Raw genomic sequence first — 19653 nt, 5'->3', positions numbered from 1 at the left:
TGGGGTTGGTATCCTTGCAATAAGACAACGGTATCCACCGGATACTGATAGCTTCAAAGGAACTCAGTTACCTCATGGATACTAAAGACCTCCCCGCGAACATCCTCGACCCCAACTGTCCCTCGCGCGTGATCTTCCAGCGCATCGGCGACAAGTGGGCGTCGCTGGTGATCCAGGTACTCGGCGACGGGCCGGTGCGTTTCTCGGAGCTGCGCAAGATGGTGAATGTCGTGACACCCAAGGTGCTGACGCAAACACTGCGTACCTTGGAGCGCGACGGCCTTATCACCCGGACCGTCTACGCCCAGGTGCCACCGCGCGTCGATTACCAGCTCACGCCCATGGGAGAGTCCCTGCTGCAGCCCTTGTCCCTGCTGCGTCAGTGGGCCGAGAGCCACGTGCCCACCATAATGGAAGCGCGCGACGCGTACGACGACGCGCAGGACCAGGCCCTCCTCGGCACCCCCTAGCTGGGCTGGGCGGACGGCACTGCCGCGCGGCTGATTCGTCCGTCGCGCATGGTGGCGACTGCGTCGGTCAGCGGCAGGAACTCCGTATCGTGCGTGACCATGACCGTCGCCGTCTGGAATTCATCGGTGACCTGGCGGAGGAGCCGGACAATGGATTCGCTCCGTTCGTGGTCAAGGGCGGCCGTGGGCTCATCGACCAGCAAGACGGTGGGGCTGCCCATCAGGGCCCGGGCAATGTTCACGCGTTGACGTTGGCCGCCGGACAATTGGTGCGGCCTCTTGTGCATGGCCGCGGACAGGCCCACCACATCAAGCAACTGCTCGGCCACGCGGTGGGATTCCTTTACACGGTGGCCGCGCAGGTGCTCACTGATCAGCAACTGCTCGACGGCGGTAAGTGCCGGCAGCAGGTTGGGTTGCTGGAAGATGATGCCCACTTTGTCCCGGCGCAGGGCAGTCCGATCGGCCTCCTTGAGCGCGGAGACATCCTGCCCGTCGATCACGACCAGACCGCCTGTGGGTGGGATCAGGGTTGCGGCGACCGCCAGGAGCGAGGACTTGCCGGAGCCGGATGGACCTACGAGGGAGAGGAACCCACCTCTTTGGACTGACAGATCCACGGAGTCCAGCGCCTTGAGTGTTGACCCGCCGTCGGGGTATTCGAGTGAAACGTTGACGAGATTCAGTGCGGTATTCATGAGTATGCCTTTCGAGGAATGTTTAGTTGCCACCGAGGGCAAGCAGCGGATCCACGGTGGTAACTTTGCGGACTGCCAGGACGGCCCCACCCAGGCCGAGGAGGATGATCCCCAGGACCGGTAGCAATGTGGTGAACGGAGTAACCAGGAACGGTGCGGCTTGAGCGGCCAGGAATCCCCCGGCAAGCCCCAGGGAACCGCCTACTGCGGTGCCTGCGAGCAATACCAATGTCGCCTGGGCCAAGGCATCCCGAAGGACATAGCCGGAAGAGGCACCCAGGGCTTTGAGCACGGCGATGTCACGGGTGCGCTGCACAGTCCACACCGTCAGGAAAGCGACGATCACCAAGGCGGAAATGCCATAAAGGAAGGCCTGCATGAGGAGCAGCGATCCGTTCTCGCTCTTGTACGAGGCCAGCGCCTGGAAGGATCCGCCGGGATCAGTGCTTACTGTGCCTGCCGCGGCGTTGGCGGCGTCGACGTCAACGGAAGCGCCGCCGTCGTAATTGACTGCGAGAACGGTGGCCTTGCCCGGCGCCGCACGGGCAATGGACCGCCAAGTATCGAGCGTTGTCCACACGACGCCGGTGTGGGAGTACCACTGGTCCTCCACAATGTCCGTGACGGTTAGTTCCCTGCCTCCCACACTGACCCGGCTGCCTTTGGCCAGGCTGAGCTCTTCAGCCACGGTGCCACCCACCACGACGGTCCCGTCCTCCACAGGTGATGGTGCGTCCGATCCGCCGAAAACCGCGACGTTGGCGGTGCCGCTGGGTGCGCCACCGGGGGCCAGGGACTGCAACCGGGATTGGCTGATCCCCAAGGCCTGTGCGGACCTGACGCCCTCCTGTCCGCGCCACGCCTGGAGTTGGGCCGTGTCGACCTCCGATTCCGTATAGGAGGCCTTAGGTTCGCCACCGGCAGGGGCGCCGAAGACGATCTGCTGCGCAGGCAGGGCTGCAATGGCTGACGTGGACTGGTTGGCAAGGCCCGCCGTCAGTCCGGAGAGCATGACCAGCAGCAGCGTAATGAGCGCTACAACGCTGCCCATGAGGGCAAATCGGCCTTTGGCGAAACGGATGTCGCGAATGGCGAGAAACATCGGATTCCTTCTGTTCGGAGCGGGCTTGATCCCGTTGCCTTCAACTCTTCCGGCGACAGGCCCCGCGGACATCGTGAGGCGGATGGATTAGCCGGCGCCGCAAGGTTGAACACGGAATCATCCGAATGGTTGATTCAAGCGTTTCCGGCGGAAAATCGGGCCAGTCGGATGGGCTCCGAAGATACGCTGGAACGCATGCAGTCCCCCACCGGCGCCACCACGATCCTCCGTGTCCTGCGCGTCTGCCTGCACGTGGGCTTCGCGGTGCTGCTGCTGGTGGCGATCGTGCGGCTGCTGGGAGGGATTGGCAGTGCCGCAGCGCCCTCTCCAGTCGCAGTGACCGCCGGGCTGGGGCTTTCGGCACTGCTGGCTCTGGTGTACCTGACTGGAACAGTCCTGGAGAAGCGGCACGCGAGCGACCCCACCAGGTTCAACCCAACCCCGTATGCCCTCTGGTGGTTGGGCGCTGTCATGGTGCTCTGGCTGCTCCTTCTCCTGGTCAGTGGGGACTTCGCCTGGGTTGCGTTCCCACTTTTCTTCCTGCAGTTGCACCTGCTCCCGCGGCGTCTGGCGTTGCCTGCCATTGCGCTTAGTACCGCTTTGCTCGTGGGTGCTTTGTGGTTCCACAACCGGGGCGCTGCCGACGGCGGCCTGCAGACTGCCATGGTGCTGGGACCTGTGTTCGGGGCGGTTTTCGCCGTAGTAACCGGGCTCGCGTACCGCGCTTTGTTCCTTGAGGCGGAGAACCAACGTCGGGTTGCCGACGAACTGCGCCGTACCCGCGACGAGCTGGCACAAGCCCAACACGACGCCGGCATATTGGCCGAGCGTGAACGACTTGCCCGCGAAATCCACGACACCCTGGCGCAAGGCTTCTCCAGCATCGTCCTCATGGGCAGGTCAGCCGAGAAAGCCCTCGACACCGGTGACACAAAATCAGCGAGGGAGCGGTTAAGGATTGTCCAGGAAACGGCCTCGGCCAACCTGGCGGAAGCCCGCAGTTTCGTGCAAGGACTGCGGTCGCCCGACCTTCAGCATTCCGGACTGGTGGACACCCTGCGCCGGCTCTGCGAAAAGACCGAAACCGAGGCCGCGGCACGTGGGACGGCGCTGCGCTGCCGATTTGAACTCGTGGGCACCCCCGGCGAACTGCCGAACACCTACCAGACCACCCTGCTCCGGGCCGCCCAGGCCTCCCTCGCGAACGTGTGGGCGCATGCAAAGGCGCGTACCGCCGTCGTGACCCTGTCCTTCCCGGGTTCTGAAGTCACCCTGGATATTTTCGACGACGGCGTCGGTTTCGAACCGTCGACGGCGGCCGGTCCAGCCCGTGCCGACGGCTCCGGCGTCGGGCTTCTGAGTTTGCGCGAGAGGCTGGCCGCGCTGGACGGCAGCCTGGAGGTCGAATCGGCTCCCGGTGAGGGAACGGTCGTGGCAATTCGGGTGCCGTTGCCTGCCGGGGAAGGTGCGCTGTGAGTGACATCCGCGTCCTGCTGGTGGACGACCATCCGGTGGTCCGGGCCGGGTTGCGGGCGATGTTGGCCGACTTTCCCGGGGTGAGGGTGGTGGCTGAGGCGTCCGACGGGGATGCGGCGTTGGTGGAGCTCGCCAAGCTTCATACGCTCGGCCAGCCCGTTGACCTGGTGCTGATGGACCTGCAGATGGGCAGCGGCATGGATGGCGTTACTGCCACGGAAAAGATCAAAGCCGGAGAGGCCGGAACTCCCGCGCCACCCGTTCTGATTTTGACCACCTACGACACCGACGCCGATATCCTCGCCGCTGTGGAGGCCGGCGCCAGTGGTTACATGCTCAAGGATGCGCCGCCGGAGCAGATCCGCCAGGCCGTGTTGTCGGCGGCTGCGGGCCAGACTGCGCTGGCGCCGGAAGTCGCCGCCCGGCTGATGGGCAGGATCAGGAACCCTTCACCGGTGCTCAGCGGCAGGGAGGTCCAGCTGCTGGAATTGCTCGCGACCGGGATGAGCAACAGGGCCATGGCCAAGCAACTCTTCATTTCCGAGGCCACCGTGAAAACGCACCTTGTGCACATCTACTCAAAGCTCGGGGTGGACAACCGCACCGCGGCCATCGCCGAAGCCACCAAGCGCCGGATCATCCGCAGGCGCTGATCCTGCCGCTGGGCTGTCCCCCGGTTGGACTGTCCGCTTTCGGGGCACGACAAGAAACTGTCGGGGGAACCGGGCATAATGTGGCAAATGGGGAAAACACGTACTTTGATTCTTGGTCTGGCCACTATCGTGCTGGCAGGCTCTCTGACGGCTTGCGACGATGGCCGCTCAGGCGCTGAGGGAGCAGCCAAGCAGCTGGCATCCTCCCTGGCGGCGCTCGACGTCGGACAGCTCGCTGTTGAGGGCAAGGACGCCGGCGCTGCCAACGAGCAACTTAAAGCCGTGTTTGGCGGCCTGGATGCCAAGCCTGCGGTTGAATCGGGACAAGTGAAGCTCGACGGCGACACCGCCACTTTCCCCCTTAAGTACAGCTGGAACATCGGTTCAGCCAAGTGGGAATACAGTTCCGAGGCAACGCTGAAGAAATCCGGCGACAAGTGGGCTGTGCAATGGAGTCCGGCCTTGCTCGCGCCTGATCTCGGTGATGACCAGACATTGTCGGTGAAGACAGTTCCCGCCCAGCGCGGGCAAATCCTCGGCGCGGGGGACGCCCCGATCGTGGAGGACCGGCCCGTGTTCCGGGTGGGCATCGACAAGACCAAGATTCCTGCGGAACAAGCAGATGCCTCGGCCCGGGCCATGGCTGCGTTGCTCGGCCTGGACGCGGAGGAATATGCCAAGCAAGTGGCAGCCTCAGGTCCACAGGCATTCGTGGAAGGCCTGGTTCTCCGGGCTTACACGCCGGAAATCACCGAGGCCAAGATCAAGGCCATTCCCGGCGGCTCAAGCATCCTGGACTCGATGGCCCTGGCGCCCACAAGGACCTTTGCACGGGCGCTGCTCGGAAGCGTGGGGCAAGCCAGTGCCGAGCAGATCGAAAAGTCCAACGGCGCCCTGCGCGCTGGTGACACCACGGGTACCGGCGGCTTGCAGCAGAAATACGATGCGCTCCTGCGCGGCAAGGACGGCGTTGAGGTCATAGCCAGTGCCAAAGCCAAGGCCGAAGGGGAGACTCCGGGAACCAAGGTGTTCTTCTCGTCCCTCCCCGCCCCCGGCACCACCTTGAAGACCACCCTCGACCTCAAGTTGCAGCAGCTCGCCGAGGAAACGTTGGCAGGTGTTGGTCCGGCGTCGGCCATTGTGGCGTTGAGGCCGTCAACGGGTGCTGTCCTTGCCGCGGCCTCCGGACCTGGCAGCAACGGCTACAACACCGCAATGCTGGGCCAGTATGCCCCGGGCTCCACTTTCAAGATGGTTGATTCCCTGGCGATGTTCCGCAACGGTGCAACTCCGGATTCCAAGGTCGAGTGCCCGCCCACAGTCACCGTTGACGGACGTACCTTCAAGAACGCCGAGGGATATCCCGAAAGTTCACTGGGGTCCGTCGCCTTGCGGGACGCGTTTGCCCACTCCTGCAACACAGCTTTCATCAATGCCCGCGACACCGTCAGCCAGGACCAGTTGGAATCCGCTGCCCAGGCGCTGGGCGTGGCAGTTGAAGCGCCGAAACTTGGTGCAGACGCTTTTCTGGGTTCCGTCCCCGGAGCCGCTGAGGGTACAGAGCATGCCGCTTCCATGATCGGCCAAGGCAAGGTGCTCTTCTCGCCACTCTCGGCCGCAGTCATGGCAGCTTCCGTTGCGAACGGTGCTCCTGTCTCACCTCAGCTGGTCATCAACGCCGACGCTGCCCCGGCCACAACCTCCGGAGCCGCAACATCAAGTGCCACGCCCACGGAAAGTGGCTCCGCCACGCCGTCGGCCGACTCTTCCTCGGCCAGCGCGCTGCCTGCCTCCCCCGCATCAACCAAGCCCATCACCAAAGAAGAAGCTGCCTCACTGGCGGACATGATGCGGGCAGTAGTAACTTCCGGCCACGCCGGATTCCTCGCTTCGGTTCCGGGCGCTCCGGTCGGAGCCAAAACCGGAACGGCGGAGTTCGGCAATGACAACCCGCCCAAGACGCACGCGTGGATTGTTGCAACGCACGGCGACTTGGCCGTGGCGGTCTTTGTGGAAGACGGCGGTTTGGGTGCCACCACCAGCGGGCCTCTTCTGAAATCGTTCCTGACAGCGGCGGGCTGATCCGAAGGAGAACCATGGAAGGCAGTACCCAGTGCGTAGTGGCTGGCGGAGGTCCGGCCGGGATAATGCTGGGGCTGCTGCTTGCCCGGGCCGGCGTGCAGGTGACCGTGTTGGAGAAACATGCCGACTTCCTTCGGGATTTCCGCGGCGATACGGTCCACGCGTCCACCATCCGGCTCCTGGACGAGTTGGGCCTGGGAGAGGGTTTCAGGGCCCTGCCGCAAAGCAGGCTGGGGAATTTCCGGTTGCCTGTTGCCGGAGGTGACCCGGTGTTGCTGGCCGACTTCGGACTGCTCAGGGAGCCGTACAACTATGTGGCCATGGTTCCGCAATGGGACCTGCTGAAGTTCCTGGTGGCGGCAGCTGAGCAGGAACCCACGTTCACTTTGCGGATGAATACCGAGGTCACGGACCTTCTTCGGGACCCCTCGGGCAGGGTGACCGGCGTGCGGTACAGCACCCGGGATCCGCAGACCGGCTCCCCGCTGGGAGGTGGCGAACTGCGGGCGCCCCTGACCGTCGCCTGTGATGGCCGTGGCTCCGTACTGCGGCAGCGGGCCGGATTGGAACCCCACGAATACCCGGTACCGTTCGATACCTGGTGGTTCAGGCTCCCGCGCACACCCGACGAAGACGAGCCCGTGGCATCCATTGCGCCACGTTTTGGCCGATCAGACGTTTTGTTGAGCCTGACCCGCAAGGACTACCACCAGATCGCCTACCTGGCTGCGAAGGGCTTGGACTCCCAACTCAGGGCTGAAGGCGTGGAGGCCTTCCGGGCAAGGGTTGCGCGATTACGGCCGGACCTCGCAGACCGGGTGGACACCATCAGGTCCCTTGATGAGCTCCATTTGCTGGATGTGAAGCTGAACCGGCTGTCCCGGTGGCATCGGCCGGGGCTGCTCTTGATTGGCGACGCAGCGCATGCCATGTCCCCCGCCGGAGGCGTTGGCATCAACCTTGCGGTGCAGGATGCCGTGGCGACAGCGCGCATCATCGCGCCACCGCTGCTCATTGGAACGCTCGACGACGGCCACCTCGCCGCCGTCCACAAGCGGCGGTGGCTGCCAACAGTCATCGTCCAGACATTCCAGCAGCTGCTTCATCGAGCCATTTTTGCCCGTGTAATGATGGGCAAGAAGCCGAACCCTCCCAAAGTCCTTGTACTGATGGCACGGCACCTGCGGGGTTTCCCCAAGATTCCAGCCCGCATGATCGCGTTCGGGCCGCGCCCCGAGCACGCACCGGACTTTGCCCGGCGTTAGCCCTAGCGGCGCGTCAGCGCTCGAGCCGATTGCCGCCGTCGAGCGTTAATAGCCCGGCGTGGGAGGATTGAAACGTGGCCCATATTGACGTTTCCGGCATCGACTACTTCCTCTCCGACGGCACTCAGCTGCTCAACGGCGTGACCTTCAAGGTCCCGGACGGCACCAAAACGGCGCTGATCGGGCCCAACGGAACAGGCAAGACCACGCTCTTCAAGATCATCGCCGGCGATCTCACGCCGGACGAAGGTGCTGTGGGCCGGTCCGGGAATATGGGCATCATGAGGCAGTTCGTGGGCCAGGTCCGTGACGAATCCACCGTCCGGGACCTCCTGGTTTCCACCGCGCAGGCTGGGCTCGCCGCCGCCGCTAAGGCAGTCGAGGAAGCCGAATTGGCCATGATGGAGCACGACGACGAGCCCACGCAGATGAAGTACGCCCAGGCCATTGTCGATTGGGGAGATGCCGGCGGGTACGACGTCGAGACCGTGTGGGACGAAGTCTGCATGGCCGCCCTGGGGATTTCCTTCGACAAAGCCCAATTCCGCCGCGCCTCCACGCTTTCCGGTGGCGAGCAGAAGCGCCTGGTGCTGGAAGCGCTTTTCGCAGGGCCGGACGAACTCCTGCTCCTGGACGAGCCGGACAACTACCTTGATGTCCCCGGTAAGCGCTGGCTCGAGGGTAAGCTCAACGAGTCCAAGAAGACCGTGCTGTTCATCAGCCACGACCGCGAGCTCCTCAATAACGCTGCCGGCCGCATCGTCACGCTGGAACCGGGCATTAACGGTGCCGGCGCCTGGATCCACGGCGGCGGCTTCGGCTCCTACGTGGAGGCCCGGGCGGACCGCAACGCCCGCTTCGAGGAGCTTCGCAAGCGCTGGGACGAGGAGCACATCAAGCTCAAGGAACTCGTCAACATGTACAAGAACAAGGCCGCTTTCCGCTCGGACATGGCCAACAGGTACCAGGCGGCCCAAACACGCCTGGCCAAGTTCCTCGAAGCTGGACCGCCGGAAGCGTTGCCGATCGAGCAAAACGTGAAGATGCGGCTCAAAGGCGGCCGCACCGCCAAGCGTGCCGTGGTGGCAGAGAAGCTGGAACTGACCGGACTCATGAAGCCGTTCTCTACGGAGATCTGGTTCGGGGACCGTGTGGGCGTGCTCGGTTCCAACGGTTCAGGGAAGAGCCACTTCCTGCGCCTTCTCGCTACTGGCGGCACGGACCCGGAGCGCGAGCACCTGCCGGTGTCCGACGTCGTCATTGCGGAAGTCCCGCACGAAGGAACGGTAAAGCTGGGTGCCCGCATCCGGCCCGGTTTCTTCGCGCAGACCCATGTCCGCCCGGATCTGCTGGGCCGCACGTTGTTGGAGATCCTGCACCGCGGCGACGAACACCGCTCGGGGCTTCCGCGTGAAGCCGCCGCGGGAGCGCTGGATTCCTACGGCCTGGCCGGTCAGTCAGAGCAGAAGTACGAGTCCCTTTCCGGTGGCCAGCAGGCACGCTTCCAGATCCTGCTGCTCCAGCTCTCCGGTGCCACCCTCCTGCTGTTGGACGAGCCTACCGACAACCTGGACCTGCACTCGGGTGAGGCCCTGGAAAGAGCAATCGATGCCTTTGAAGGCACCGTCCTTGCCGTCACGCACGACCGCTGGTTCGCCAAGTCCTTCGACCGTTTCCTGATCTTCGGATCTGACGGCAAGGTGTACGAATCGGAAGAGCCCGTGTGGGACGAGAAGCGCGTGGAGCGCGCCCGCTAAACCGGTCTCACTCTCCGCCTTCCCGCGGACGCCCGCTCACCTTCCGTGGTTTTCGTGTGGACGCCCGTTCACGTTCCGTGGTCTTGCTGTGGACGCTCGCTCACGTTCCGTGGTTTTCGTGTGGACGCTCGCTCACGTGCCCATCGTCAGGCCTGCTCCAGCCAACGAAGCCCCGCATGGGTGGGATATGCGAGAGCGTTGGGCTGGAAGGGGATGGGATGTGAGCGAGCGTTGGGCTGGAAGCCCGTGGGATGTGAGCGAGCGTCGGGCTGGAAGGGGATGGGATGTGAGCGAGCGTTTGTGCGCAAATGATCAAGCAACATGATTAAACGCGCACAATCCGTTACGGTGGAACCATGGGAACTACCGACCGCCACCGGCTCATCGGCGAGCTGCTGCGCGCGCAAGAAGAAGCAACAGTGGACCAATTGGTCTCAGCTACCGGGGCTTCAGCGGCCACCATCCGCCGTGACCTCGAGATCCTCGCAGCAAATGGCGTACTCAAACGGGTGCACGGCGGCGCCCGCAGCTTGCTGGCCCGTGGCGAGAACCCGGGCTATGGACAGCGTGAGTTGGAAGACGGCGAGGCCAAGAAACGCATCGCACTCGCGGTGGATGGACTTATCCGGGATCGCGAACACGTGTGGCTGGACAGTGGCTCCACCGCCACGGAAATCGCACGCCGACTAAGCAAACGTGAACTGACCGTGATGCCGATGTCCCTCCACAGCGTCGAGGTGCTCACCGAAAACAAAGAAGGCCGGGCCCCGGAGCTCATCCTCCCCGGCGGACGGCTCACCCCCGGTGAGCAGTCATTCAAGGGACCAATGGCGGAAGCCAACGTTCGCTCGCTCAGGTTCGACACCGCCGTCGTAACGCCCTGCGCGCTCAACCTGAAGGACGGGGTCCTCGCCCACGATCTCGACGACGCCGCGGTCAAGCGCGCCGGACTCGAATCGGGGGCGCGGGTGATCGTTGCTGCTGCGGGTAGCAAGTGGAATGCCAGCGCGAGGGCCCTGGTTGCAGCCCTCGACAGCGTGGACGTGATCGTGACGGACCTGGAACCATCCCCAGAAGACCTTGCCCGACTAAAGAATCTCTCCGTGGAAGTTGTGATTGCATGACCACCAACACCAGAAGCACCACCAACGTGAACGCCGCTGCAGTGGCGACGTTCCTGATCTTTGGCATGAACGGGTTGGTCTTTGCGAGTTGGGCGGCACGCATCCCGGCCGTGACGGAAGCGCTGAGCCTGACATCCGGCCAGATGGGCACGCTGTTGCTCTGCACCGCGGTTGGCTCCTTGCTGGCGTTGCCGTCGGCTGGATGGGTAGTGGGCCGGATCGGCACAGCGAACACGGTTCGGTTGGCCGGTATCGTGGCGGGAGCCGCAGGTGCCGCGATTGCCTTCTCCTTGATGGCCGCTTCCGTGCCTGCGACGGCGATCGCGCTGTTCTTCTTTGGCGTTGGGATCGGGCTGTGGGACGTCGCCCAAAACATCGAAGGCGCGGACGTCGAGCACCGGCTCGAGCGCACCATCATGCCGCAGTTCCACGCAGCCTTCAGCGGCGGTGCCTTCCTGGGTGCCCTGATCGGCGCCGGGCTATCCCAGCTAGGAGTTGGCCTGCCTGAGCATTTGCTGGTGATCGCAGCCATTGCCGTGACCCTGGCGTTGACTGTTCCCAGGTACTTCCTGCCGCATGAAGCGGCGGAAATCCCCGACGGCGGCACCCCGGCTGCGAAGGGTCCCGCAGCATGGCGGGACGGCAGGACGCTGCTCATCGGCGTCGTGGTTTTGGGTGCGACCCTCACGGAAGGTGCGGGCAATGACTGGATCGCCAAGGCCGCAGTGGATGGGCTGGGCTCCTCCGAATCCACGGGTGCCTTGCTCTTCGCGCTGTTTGTCCTGGCCATGACAGTCATGCGGTTCCTGGGTGGCAAGGCGATTGACGCCTTCGGCCGGGTGGCCGTCCTTCGGGCCAGCATGGCTGCAGCCGCGCTGGGTTTGGCGTTGTTCGTTTTTGCCGGCAACGTGATTCTTGCCGGGGCTGGAGCGGCCCTGTGGGGCATCGGGGCGGCACTGGCTTTCCCAATGGGAATGTCCGCCGCTGCCGATGATCCGAAGCATGCCGCCGCCCGCGTGTCGGTGGTTTCGACCATCGGTTATGTCGCGTTCCTTGCCGGCCCACCGCTTCTGGGCTACCTAGGGGACCAGACTGGGATCCATCTCGCACTGCTGGCCATCGGAGCGCCTATTCTGCTTGCCCTCCTGCTCGCCGGCGTGGCGAAGCCCCTGCCGACCAAATAGGTCCGCGCCTCGCCGTCGCATTCTCTTGAATGCATATATCCCGGAAACGCCACCACGCCAAGACCACCACGCCCGCGGCAAGACAAGCTCCGCCAACCACATCGCTGAGCCAGTGTGCGGACAGGTAGGTGCGGCTGATCATCATGGCCACGACCCCCAGGGCGGCCATGGACGTCATCCACCAACGCCCGGCAAGGAAGGCCAGCACCATCAAAAAAGCAGTAGTGGCGGATACATGCCCGGACGGGTATGAACCAGTGTCCGTGAGGACCTTGGCTCCGGTCGGCCGTTCGCGCCCCACTACGACTTTGGCCAGTTGAGTGAGGGCCAAGGCGACTATCCCTGAGGTGGTCACGAACGCTGCGGACATCGGTCGGTTCCAGACAAACAGCCCGACTGCCAGGATCCCGTGGCACACCAGCATGCCCACGTAGCCCGCGACATTGAGAATGCTGTTTACGCTGTCCCAAAAGGGCGTATGCAAGGTAAAGGAGAACGCCTGCCAGCGCGTGTCCACGGCATTGAAGGCGGGCTCGCCTTGTCCCACCACGATCATGGCCCCAGGAATAACGAATGCCCCAAGAAGCAGCAGTCCAGGGACAACCAGCTGCCAATCTGGTTGCCTGCCCGGAGTCAGGACGCGAATCATCAACTCATCGTAGCCATGGCCGTCCCGGAGTGCCCGCAGGCGATACTGTGAGGGGATGCGAGGCTTCGTGGGCAAAGGCCCCAAACGTGTTGTGAAACTTGACCACTTCCTGGTGCGGGCAGTTTCCCGGCAACCGCAGGGAGACCATGACGTCTTCTTCCGCCGGCTCTCCGCTGCGGCAACCAAGGGGAAACTGTGGTTTGGAATCACCGGTCTCATGGCTACCGTGCCCGGCCGGCCCCGCAGGGCCGCCCTTCATGGCCTGCTTGCGCTGGGCGTGGCGTCCGGCGTTACCAACGTGATCTTCAAGAGGGCCCTCCCCCGCAGGCGGCCCCTCCCGGAGCACCTGCCGCTGTTCCGCTTTGTTAACCCACAGCCCACGAGCTCCTCCATGCCTTCCGGCCACTCAGCGTCCGCGGTTGCCTTCGCCGTGGGGGCGGGAATCGTTTCCCCTGTTATCGGAGCGGCCCTGGCGCCGGTTGCTGCCGGGGTGGCGTACTCGCGCGTTCATACCGGCGCCCACTGGCCGTCGGACGTGGTCTTCGGCTCCGCACTGGGCGCCGGGGCTGCGCTTCTCACCCGCAAGTGGTGGCCAGCCCGGCCGGCGGAGCCGGTCCCCCGCCGTACGCCGGTGGAGGTACCCGCAATTGACGACGGCGAGGGGCTGAGCATTGCGGTAAACGTTCTGGGCGGTTCATACTCGCCCGAAACCGGCGAACTGCTGAGGCGTATATTCCCGAAGGCTTATATTCGTGAAATCTCCGAGGGGGAAGACATTGCGGAGGAGGTCAGGGCCGCAGCGACCCGGCCTGGCACCGTTGCGCTGGGTGTGTGGGGCGGTGACGGGACGGTTGGAGCGGCGGCTGCTGCCGCCGTCGAGCATTCATTGCCTCTGGCGGTCCTCCCTGGAGGAACGCTGAATCACTTTGCCCGCGATCTGGGTGCGAACTCGATCGATGACGTACTGGAGGCGCTGGGCAACGGTCACGCCGCATCCGTGGACCTCGGGCATGTGGAGGTGGAGCGCGGGCTTCCCGATATGCCTGAAACCTCCGAACTCGCCATGCTCAACACCGCCAGTGTCGGCGTGTACCCCAACCTGGTGCGCCGCCGGGAGCGCCTCCAGCCAGCCATGGGTAAGCCCTTGGCCAGCGTGGTGGCCTCTCTGAGGACCTTCGGCGTGAACTCTCCCACCACCCTCATGGTGAATGGCCAACGGCACAAACTCTGGATCCTGTACATGGGCCGCGGAAGGTTCTATCCAAGCGATCACGCCCCACTGCGCCGGCCGGTGCTGGACGACGGCGTGTTCGACCTCCGGATGATCACGGCGGACGAGCCGTTCGCGCGGGCCCGGTTGCTGTGGGCTGTCATCACTGGCACGGTATCTGCATCCAAGGTCACCCACCTCACGGAGGCGACCGAAATCACCGTGGAAGCCATTGGACAACCGCTGGTGCTGGCCGTGGACGGGGAAGCCAAGCCCGGAGTCCGGAAGGCGACCTTCACCGTCAAGCCGCGGGTTCTCCATGTCTATTCGCCGCTGCCGGTGGTTGAGTAGGGTGGCGCGCTGAGGGTCATCCGGGAGGACTACCCTGACTGAACCCTGAATCATCCCTGAGACAGGCGAATTACGCCCCCTCCCTGAGTAGCGTTGTGAGTACATTCAAAACTCACCAGCACGCACATGTGCTCCGAGGAGGGAACGCTTCCATGATCGAAGCAAAAGGCCTGACCAAGGTCTACGGCGACAAGACTGCGGTAGGCGGCGTCAGCTTCACTGTCCAAGCCGGACGGGTGACGGGCTTCCTGGGCCCGAACGGCGCCGGCAAGTCCACCACTATGCGCATGATCATGGGGTTGGACTCTCCGACGTCGGGCTCTGTAACGGTGAACGGTGAGCCCTTCGCCCAGCACAAGGCGCCGCTGCGGGAGATTGGTGCACTCTTGGACGCCAAGGCTGTCCACACTAGCCGCACTGCTTACAACCACCTTCTCGCCATGGCAGCGACACACAGCATCCCCAAGAGCCGGGTTCGTGAAGTCATCGAAATGACCGGCCTGGGTGATGTTGCCAAGAAAAAGGTCAAGGGATTCTCGCTTGGAATGGGCCAGCGCCTCGGCATTGCCGCCGCACTTTTGGGTGATCCGCAGACGATCATCCTGGACGAGCCTGTCAACGGCCTCGATCCTGAAGGCGTGGTGTGGGTTCGCAACCTCGTAAAGTACCTGGCCTCCGAAGGCCGCACAGTTTTCCTGTCCAGCCACCTCATGAGCGAGATGGCAGTGACGGCAGACCATCTGATCGTGATTGGTCGTGGCAGGATCATCGCCGACGCGCCCATCGCCGAAATCATCACCGGCAAGGGCCAGGCACGTACCCGTGTCCGCACTGATCAACCGGAACGCCTCATGCAGCTCCTTGCCGGAACCGGTGTCTCCGTGGAGGTCCACGAACGTGAACTGCTGGAGGTTTCAGGGCTGGATCCCCGCGGCATCGCCCGCGCCGCCTTGGACAACCAGGTCATGGTCTACGAGCTGACGCCGCTTCAGGCCAGCCTGGAAGAGGCTTACATGGAACTGACCAAGGACGAGGTCGAATACCACTCGCACATCACCACCGGGGCCTCGGTTCCCGCTCAGGCCGGAGGGAAATAGACATGAGCACCACTACCTTGGACCGCAGGTCCATCCGTAACTCCGTCGGTCCCGGACCGGCGTTCCACCGCGTACTCAACTCCGAATTCATCAAGTTCCGCACGTTGCTGTCCACCCTGATCCTGCTGGCCTCCACGGCATTGGTCATGGTGGGCTTCGCAGCCCTCGCGGCATGGGGAACCGGACAGTTCGCCGAGCAGGCCACGCGTGACCCCCAAGCTGCCGCAGCTATAGCGGCGCAGGGCGGCGAGCTCGCCGTCACCATTCCCAGCTCAGGCATCGCGTTCGCCCAGCTCATTCTCGGCTCCCTGGGCGTATTGCTCATGAGTTCCGAGTTCACCACCGGTATGGCCCGCTCCACCTTTGCTGCCGTACCCAGGCGGCTGTCACCGTTCCTGGCCAAGCTCATCGTCGTGGTTGTGAGCGCTTTCCTTTTGACTGCTGTTTCCACGTACATCGCGGGCCTCGTAGCGCTTCCCATCGTTGACAACTACGGCCTTAAGCTTGATCTGGGCAGTTCGCAGTCCATCAAGCTGCTCCTGGTCAACAGCGTTTATGTTGCCGCCGTAGCCGCTATTGGCATGGCCTTGGGAACGATCATCCGCAACTCCGCAGGCGGCATCATGAGCCTGGTGGGCATCTTCTTTGTCCTGCCTATCGCTTTCCAGCTCATCCCTGGCGACTTCTTCAAGGAAGCCAGCAAATACCTGCCCACCAACACGCTCAACCCGCTGACCGCCGTCAAGCACGTCCCGGACACGCTGGAAGCATGGCAGGCTGCGCTGGTCTTAGGCGCTTGGGTCGTCGTACCGGTGGCTTTGGCCATGATTCTGCTCAAGAAGCGCGACGTCTAGGACGGCGTGCCGTCTAGGCTCAATCCATGACTGAAGTTCCACAGCTGAAGGACGCGCCGGCCGCCACGGCCGACGCGTCCTTCGCTGAAATCGCCCAGCGCCGCAGGGGCAGGATCCGGCGTTTCTTCTTCAAGCGCCCGCGTGCCATGGATGCCGTGGTGGTGCTCTGTTACGTGCTGCTGGCGTTGCCCACCATCGTCACGTCGATCATTGAGGGCAAATGGCTCGTGGTGGCCATACTGCTCTTGATTGCCCTGGCTTTGGTTTTTCGGCGGCAGTTCCCGCTTCAGGTGGTTCTCGCCGTCGCACTGCTGGAAATTTCGGCCACCATCCTGAACCCGTGGGGCTCCAACGTTTCGGCGGGCCTCTGGTTCGCCCTCTATGCGGTGGCTTCCCTGCGGCGGCGCCGGATTACGTTTGTGGTTTTTGCCGCCGCGAGCCTGCCCCTGAGCCTGCTCTACCTGTTCATGTGGACAAGTCCGGCCCAGATGGACACCTTGCAGGACGTCCCGGAGAACTTCCACCTGATCAACAACATAGCCACGGCGGTGACCATCATGTTGTCGAACCTGCTGGCCACCGGCATCGGCATCTCGGTCCGCCAGCGGCGGGAACACGAAGCGGAAATCGCGGCATGGGCTGCCCGCACCACCCGGCTGGGCAAGGTCACGGAGCGCAACCGCATCGCGCGCGAGATGCACGACGTCGTCGCCCACTCCTTGACGGTCATGATCAGTTTGTCGGACGGTGCGGCAGTTGTGGTCAAGAAAGATCCGGAACGCGCCGGTGAGGTCCTCGGCGAGCTTTCGCGCACGGGACGAACCGCGTTGGCGGACATGCGGCGCGTCTTGGGGGTTCTGCGCGATGACTCCGGACGACCGGCCCCGCTCACGCCGCTTGAGTCCGGATACAACCTGGCCAAGCTCCTGGAGGGATTCCGCACGGCCGGCTTGCCGCTGCATTATGCGCATACGGGTCCGGCCTTGCCCGCCGATCCCGCCTTTGAGCTCACGATCTACAGAATTGTTCAGGAGTCGCTGACCAACGTGTTGCGCTACGGCCGCTCGCTGAGCCGGGTGGACGTGCATGTGGCGCGCGACGGCGACTTGGTCACCATTGACGTTCTCGACGACGGCCGGGGAACCCGGGAGGGTGGCAGCGAATCCATAGACAGCCTGGGCACAGGGCTGGGCATTGCCGGGATGAATGAACGTGCAGGAATCTATGCTGGAATCGTTACTGCCGGTCCAGGAAAAAGGGGTGGTTGGGCGGTCCACGCCGATCTCCACTGGAACGGCGACAAGGGGGAATCATGACCAATGACATCAAAGTGCTGCTCGTGGACGACCAGCCGTTGCTCAGGATGGGCTTCCGGCTCATCCTGGAAGGCGAAGACGACTTCCATGTAGTGGGCGAGGCCTCTGACGGGTTGGAGGCCGTCCGCCAGGTTGAAGCCTTGGAACCCGACGTGGTGCTGATGGACGTCCGCATGCCCACCATGGACGGAATCGAGGCAACGCGTCGGATTTCCGATTCGGGTTCGGACGCCCGGGTCATCATCCTCACCACCTTCGACCTCGATGAGTATGCTTTCACGGGCCTGCAGGCTGGAGCCTCGGCTTTCCTGCTCAAGGACGTTGCACCGGCTGAACTCGTCCACGCTGTGAGGTTGGTGGCGAGCGGCGACGCTGTAGTGGCTCCCCGTGTGACGCAGCGGCTCCTTGAAACGTATGTTCGTGGCGGTGCCGTCCCGGGACATGCCCCCGCACCGCACCGGGATCCTTTGCTCGGCGAACTCACACCGCGGGAAACCGAAATCCTCACCACCATCGCGGAGGGCTTGTCCAATGCGGAGATCGCCCACAAATTCTTCCTCTCCGAGGCCACGGTGAAGACGCACGTTCGCCGGATCCTGAGCAAGTTGCAGCTACGGGACCGTGTGCAAGTGGTCGTTTACGCCTATGAGACCGGACTGGTAGTGCCAAGCAACCCGGACTACTGATCCGGAAGCAATTTCAAAGTGTGCGTTATATGCATTCATAAATGTTTTTAATGACTATCTGGCGTGATTCTGTGTTACCTTCGTCACTACAGGCACGCCTTCGGCTCCCCCGCCCAGGAAGGCCCAGGCGTCCCGATCGCATCCGTCACTCATCGGAGACACGTCATGGAATCATCAACACCTTTGAAACTGGACCACCCGGCCGACGCCCCTTCCGCTGCCCTGGAAACAGGCCTTCGCCGTTCCATGGGGCCTCGGCATCTGATCATGATCGCCATGGGAGGTGTGATCGGATCAGGCTTGTTCCTGAGCTCGGGCTACACCATTTCCCAAGCAGGGCCCCTGGGAGCGGTCATCGCCTACCTGGTGGGGGCCTTCGTCGTCTACCTTGTGATGGCTTGCCTCGGTGAGCTCGCCATTGCCTACCCGGTTTCGGGCGCCTTTCACATCTATGCGTCCCGTTCCATCGGTCCGGCAACGGGGTTCACCACGGCGTGGCTGTACTGGCTTTGCTGGGCAGTGGCGATCGGTTCGGAGTTCACGGCCTCGGGGCTGCTCATGCAACGGTGGTTCCCGGGTGTTGAAGTCTGGGTCTGGTGCTTGGTCTTTGCGGCCATGCTTTTCGGCTTCAATGCGCTCACTTCCAAGTTCTTCGGTGAGTCGGAGTTCTGGTTCTCCATCATCAAAGTGGGCGCGATCATCGCATTGATCGTCTTCGGCGGAGCTGCTTTGTTCGGGTTCCACCCGCTCTCTGACACCGATCACCATCCGTTCCTCTTCGAGAACTTCAACACCTCCGGAGGGCTCTTCCCCAACGGCCTGTCTGGTGTCCTGGTCACGGCGCTGGCCGTTTTCTATGCATTCTCCGGTTCGGAACTGATTGGCGTCGCGGCAGGGGAAACCAAGGATCCAGCCCGTAACATCCCCAAGGCAATGCGAAGCACTGTCATCCGCCTCCTTATCTTCTTCGTTGGCGCGATCGCGGTCATTGCAGCAACCGTGCCCTTTGACCAAGTAGGCCTGGATGAGAGCCCGTTCGTCACAGTTTTCTCATCCGTCGGAATTCCCTTCGCCGCAGATATCATGAACTTTGTGATCATCACCGCCCTCCTCTCGGCGGGTAACAGCGGTTTGTTCTCCTGCGCCCGCATGCTCTATTCCTTGGCCGATGAGGGCCACGCCCCCAAGGCACTGAAGCGGCTCACCCGGCGCGGCATCCCACTCCTTGCCCTGTCCGTCAGCATGGTGGGCGGACTCGCATCCTTGGTCAGCAGCGTGGCCGCCGCTGAGACTGTGTACCTTGTCCTTGTCTCCATAGCCGGGTTCGCCGTCGTGGGTGTATGGATGTCCATCACCGCCTCGCATTTCTTCCACCGCCGGGCATTTATCCGCAACGGTGGGCAGGTGGCCGACCTCGCCTACAAAGCACCTTTCTTCCCGGTGGTTCCGATCCTTGCTTTCGGGCTGTGCCTGCTTTCCCTGGTGGGCATCGCTTCTGACCCGGCCCAGGTTGCAGCCTTGTACTTCGGTATCCCCTTTGTGGCCGCCTGCTACGTGTACTTCTACTTCCGGTACGGCCGGGGGGTAAAGGTCAAGCAGAAGGACTGATCCACGTTCGCTGGTTGTGTGGCCGGGCAACGCTGGCCGGCCACACAGTCGTTCCCCGGGTGTCCGGGACA

At 63.4% G+C, this 19653-nt stretch carries 17 protein-coding genes; 14 read left to right on the top strand and 3 right to left on the bottom strand.

Annotation, left to right across the window (positions count from 1 at the left end; genetic code table 11):
- Positions 1–74 precede the first annotated feature (74 nt).
- The gene (locus AB0N72_RS09400) at positions 75–470 is read left to right on the top strand and encodes a helix-turn-helix domain-containing protein (RefSeq protein WP_363932310.1); all 396 of its coding nucleotides are present in this window, start codon (positions 75–77) and stop codon (positions 468–470) included.
- Here the strand turns inward: AB0N72_RS09400 and AB0N72_RS09395 are convergent.
- The gene (locus AB0N72_RS09395; protein ID WP_363932308.1) at positions 467–1168 is read right to left on the bottom strand and encodes an ABC transporter ATP-binding protein; all 702 of its coding nucleotides are present in this window, start codon (positions 1166–1168) and stop codon (positions 467–469) included. The genes AB0N72_RS09400 and AB0N72_RS09395 overlap by 4 nt on opposite strands.
- A 22-nt stretch (positions 1169–1190) precedes the next feature.
- A complete protein-coding gene (locus tag AB0N72_RS09390; RefSeq protein WP_363932306.1) occupies positions 1191–2270 on the bottom strand; it encodes an ABC transporter permease in 1080 nt (359 codons plus the stop codon).
- A gap of 195 nt (positions 2271–2465) precedes the next feature.
- Here AB0N72_RS09390 and AB0N72_RS09385 point away from each other — a divergent pair, with 195 nt between their 5' ends.
- The 7 genes from AB0N72_RS09385 to AB0N72_RS09355 all read left to right on the top strand — a co-directional run bounded on the left by AB0N72_RS09385 (position 2466) and on the right by AB0N72_RS09355 (position 11811).
- Positions 2466–3746: a sensor histidine kinase gene (locus AB0N72_RS09385; protein ID WP_363932303.1), complete on the top strand. Its 1281-nt coding sequence runs from the start codon at positions 2466–2468 to the stop codon at positions 3744–3746.
- Positions 3743–4399: a response regulator transcription factor gene (locus AB0N72_RS09380; protein ID WP_363932301.1), complete on the top strand. Its 657-nt coding sequence runs from the start codon at positions 3743–3745 to the stop codon at positions 4397–4399. Before AB0N72_RS09385 ends, AB0N72_RS09380 begins: the two co-directional genes overlap by 4 nt.
- 87 nt (positions 4400–4486) lie before the next feature.
- Entirely contained in the window at positions 4487–6481 is a 1995-nt protein-coding gene (locus AB0N72_RS09375; RefSeq protein WP_363932299.1) for a penicillin-binding transpeptidase domain-containing protein, read from the top strand.
- Between the two features lie 14 nt (positions 6482–6495).
- The gene (locus AB0N72_RS09370) at positions 6496–7746 is read left to right on the top strand and encodes an FAD-dependent oxidoreductase (protein WP_363932297.1); all 1251 of its coding nucleotides are present in this window, start codon (positions 6496–6498) and stop codon (positions 7744–7746) included.
- A gap of 74 nt (positions 7747–7820) precedes the next feature.
- The gene (locus AB0N72_RS09365; protein WP_363932295.1) at positions 7821–9503 is read left to right on the top strand and encodes an ATP-binding cassette domain-containing protein; all 1683 of its coding nucleotides are present in this window, start codon (positions 7821–7823) and stop codon (positions 9501–9503) included.
- A 356-nt stretch (positions 9504–9859) separates the two neighbouring features.
- Positions 9860–10627, top strand: coding sequence for a DeoR/GlpR family DNA-binding transcription regulator (locus AB0N72_RS09360; protein ID WP_363932293.1), 768 nt, complete (start codon positions 9860–9862; stop codon positions 10625–10627).
- Positions 10624–11811 (top strand): MFS transporter, encoded by a 1188-nt coding sequence (locus tag AB0N72_RS09355; protein WP_363932292.1) that lies wholly within the window; start codon positions 10624–10626, stop codon positions 11809–11811. The genes AB0N72_RS09360 and AB0N72_RS09355 overlap by 4 nt, the downstream gene beginning before the upstream one ends.
- Here AB0N72_RS09355 and AB0N72_RS09350 read toward each other — a convergent pair.
- Positions 11756–12460, bottom strand: coding sequence for a phosphatase PAP2 family protein (locus AB0N72_RS09350; RefSeq protein WP_363932290.1), 705 nt, complete (start codon positions 12458–12460; stop codon positions 11756–11758). The two genes, AB0N72_RS09355 and AB0N72_RS09350, sit on opposite strands and share 56 nt — an antisense overlap.
- A gap of 55 nt (positions 12461–12515) precedes the next feature.
- On the opposite strand from AB0N72_RS09350, the gene AB0N72_RS09345 reads away from it, so the two are divergent.
- From AB0N72_RS09345 to AB0N72_RS09320, 6 genes are all read left to right on the top strand, one after another.
- On the top strand, positions 12516–14021 hold the full coding sequence (locus tag AB0N72_RS09345; RefSeq protein WP_363932288.1) for a phosphatase PAP2 family protein: 1506 nt from the start codon (positions 12516–12518) through the stop codon (positions 14019–14021).
- Positions 14022–14173: 152 nt separating this feature from the next.
- Entirely contained in the window at positions 14174–15118 is a 945-nt protein-coding gene (locus AB0N72_RS09340) for an ATP-binding cassette domain-containing protein (RefSeq protein WP_363932287.1), read from the top strand.
- Positions 15119–15120: 2 nt separating this feature from the next.
- The gene (locus AB0N72_RS09335) at positions 15121–15972 is read left to right on the top strand and encodes an ABC transporter permease subunit (protein ID WP_363932286.1); all 852 of its coding nucleotides are present in this window, start codon (positions 15121–15123) and stop codon (positions 15970–15972) included.
- A gap of 26 nt (positions 15973–15998) precedes the next feature.
- Positions 15999–17288, top strand: coding sequence for a histidine kinase (locus AB0N72_RS09330; RefSeq protein WP_363932284.1), 1290 nt, complete (start codon positions 15999–16001; stop codon positions 17286–17288).
- The gene (locus tag AB0N72_RS09325) at positions 17285–17974 is read left to right on the top strand and encodes a response regulator transcription factor (protein ID WP_363932282.1); all 690 of its coding nucleotides are present in this window, start codon (positions 17285–17287) and stop codon (positions 17972–17974) included. The genes AB0N72_RS09330 and AB0N72_RS09325 overlap by 4 nt, the downstream gene beginning before the upstream one ends.
- Before the next feature lie 165 nt (positions 17975–18139).
- Positions 18140–19582: an amino acid permease gene (locus AB0N72_RS09320; RefSeq protein WP_363932281.1), complete on the top strand. Its 1443-nt coding sequence runs from the start codon at positions 18140–18142 to the stop codon at positions 19580–19582.
- The last annotated feature ends 71 nt before the right edge of the window (positions 19583–19653 follow it).

Origin of the sequence: Paenarthrobacter sp. NPDC089307 (genome assembly GCF_040685055.1) — a bacterium.
Taxonomy (GTDB): domain Bacteria; phylum Actinomycetota; class Actinomycetes; order Actinomycetales; family Micrococcaceae; genus Arthrobacter.
The sequence above is the reverse complement of the archived record's forward strand: the minus strand, read 5'-3'. Positions and strand labels throughout refer to the sequence as shown.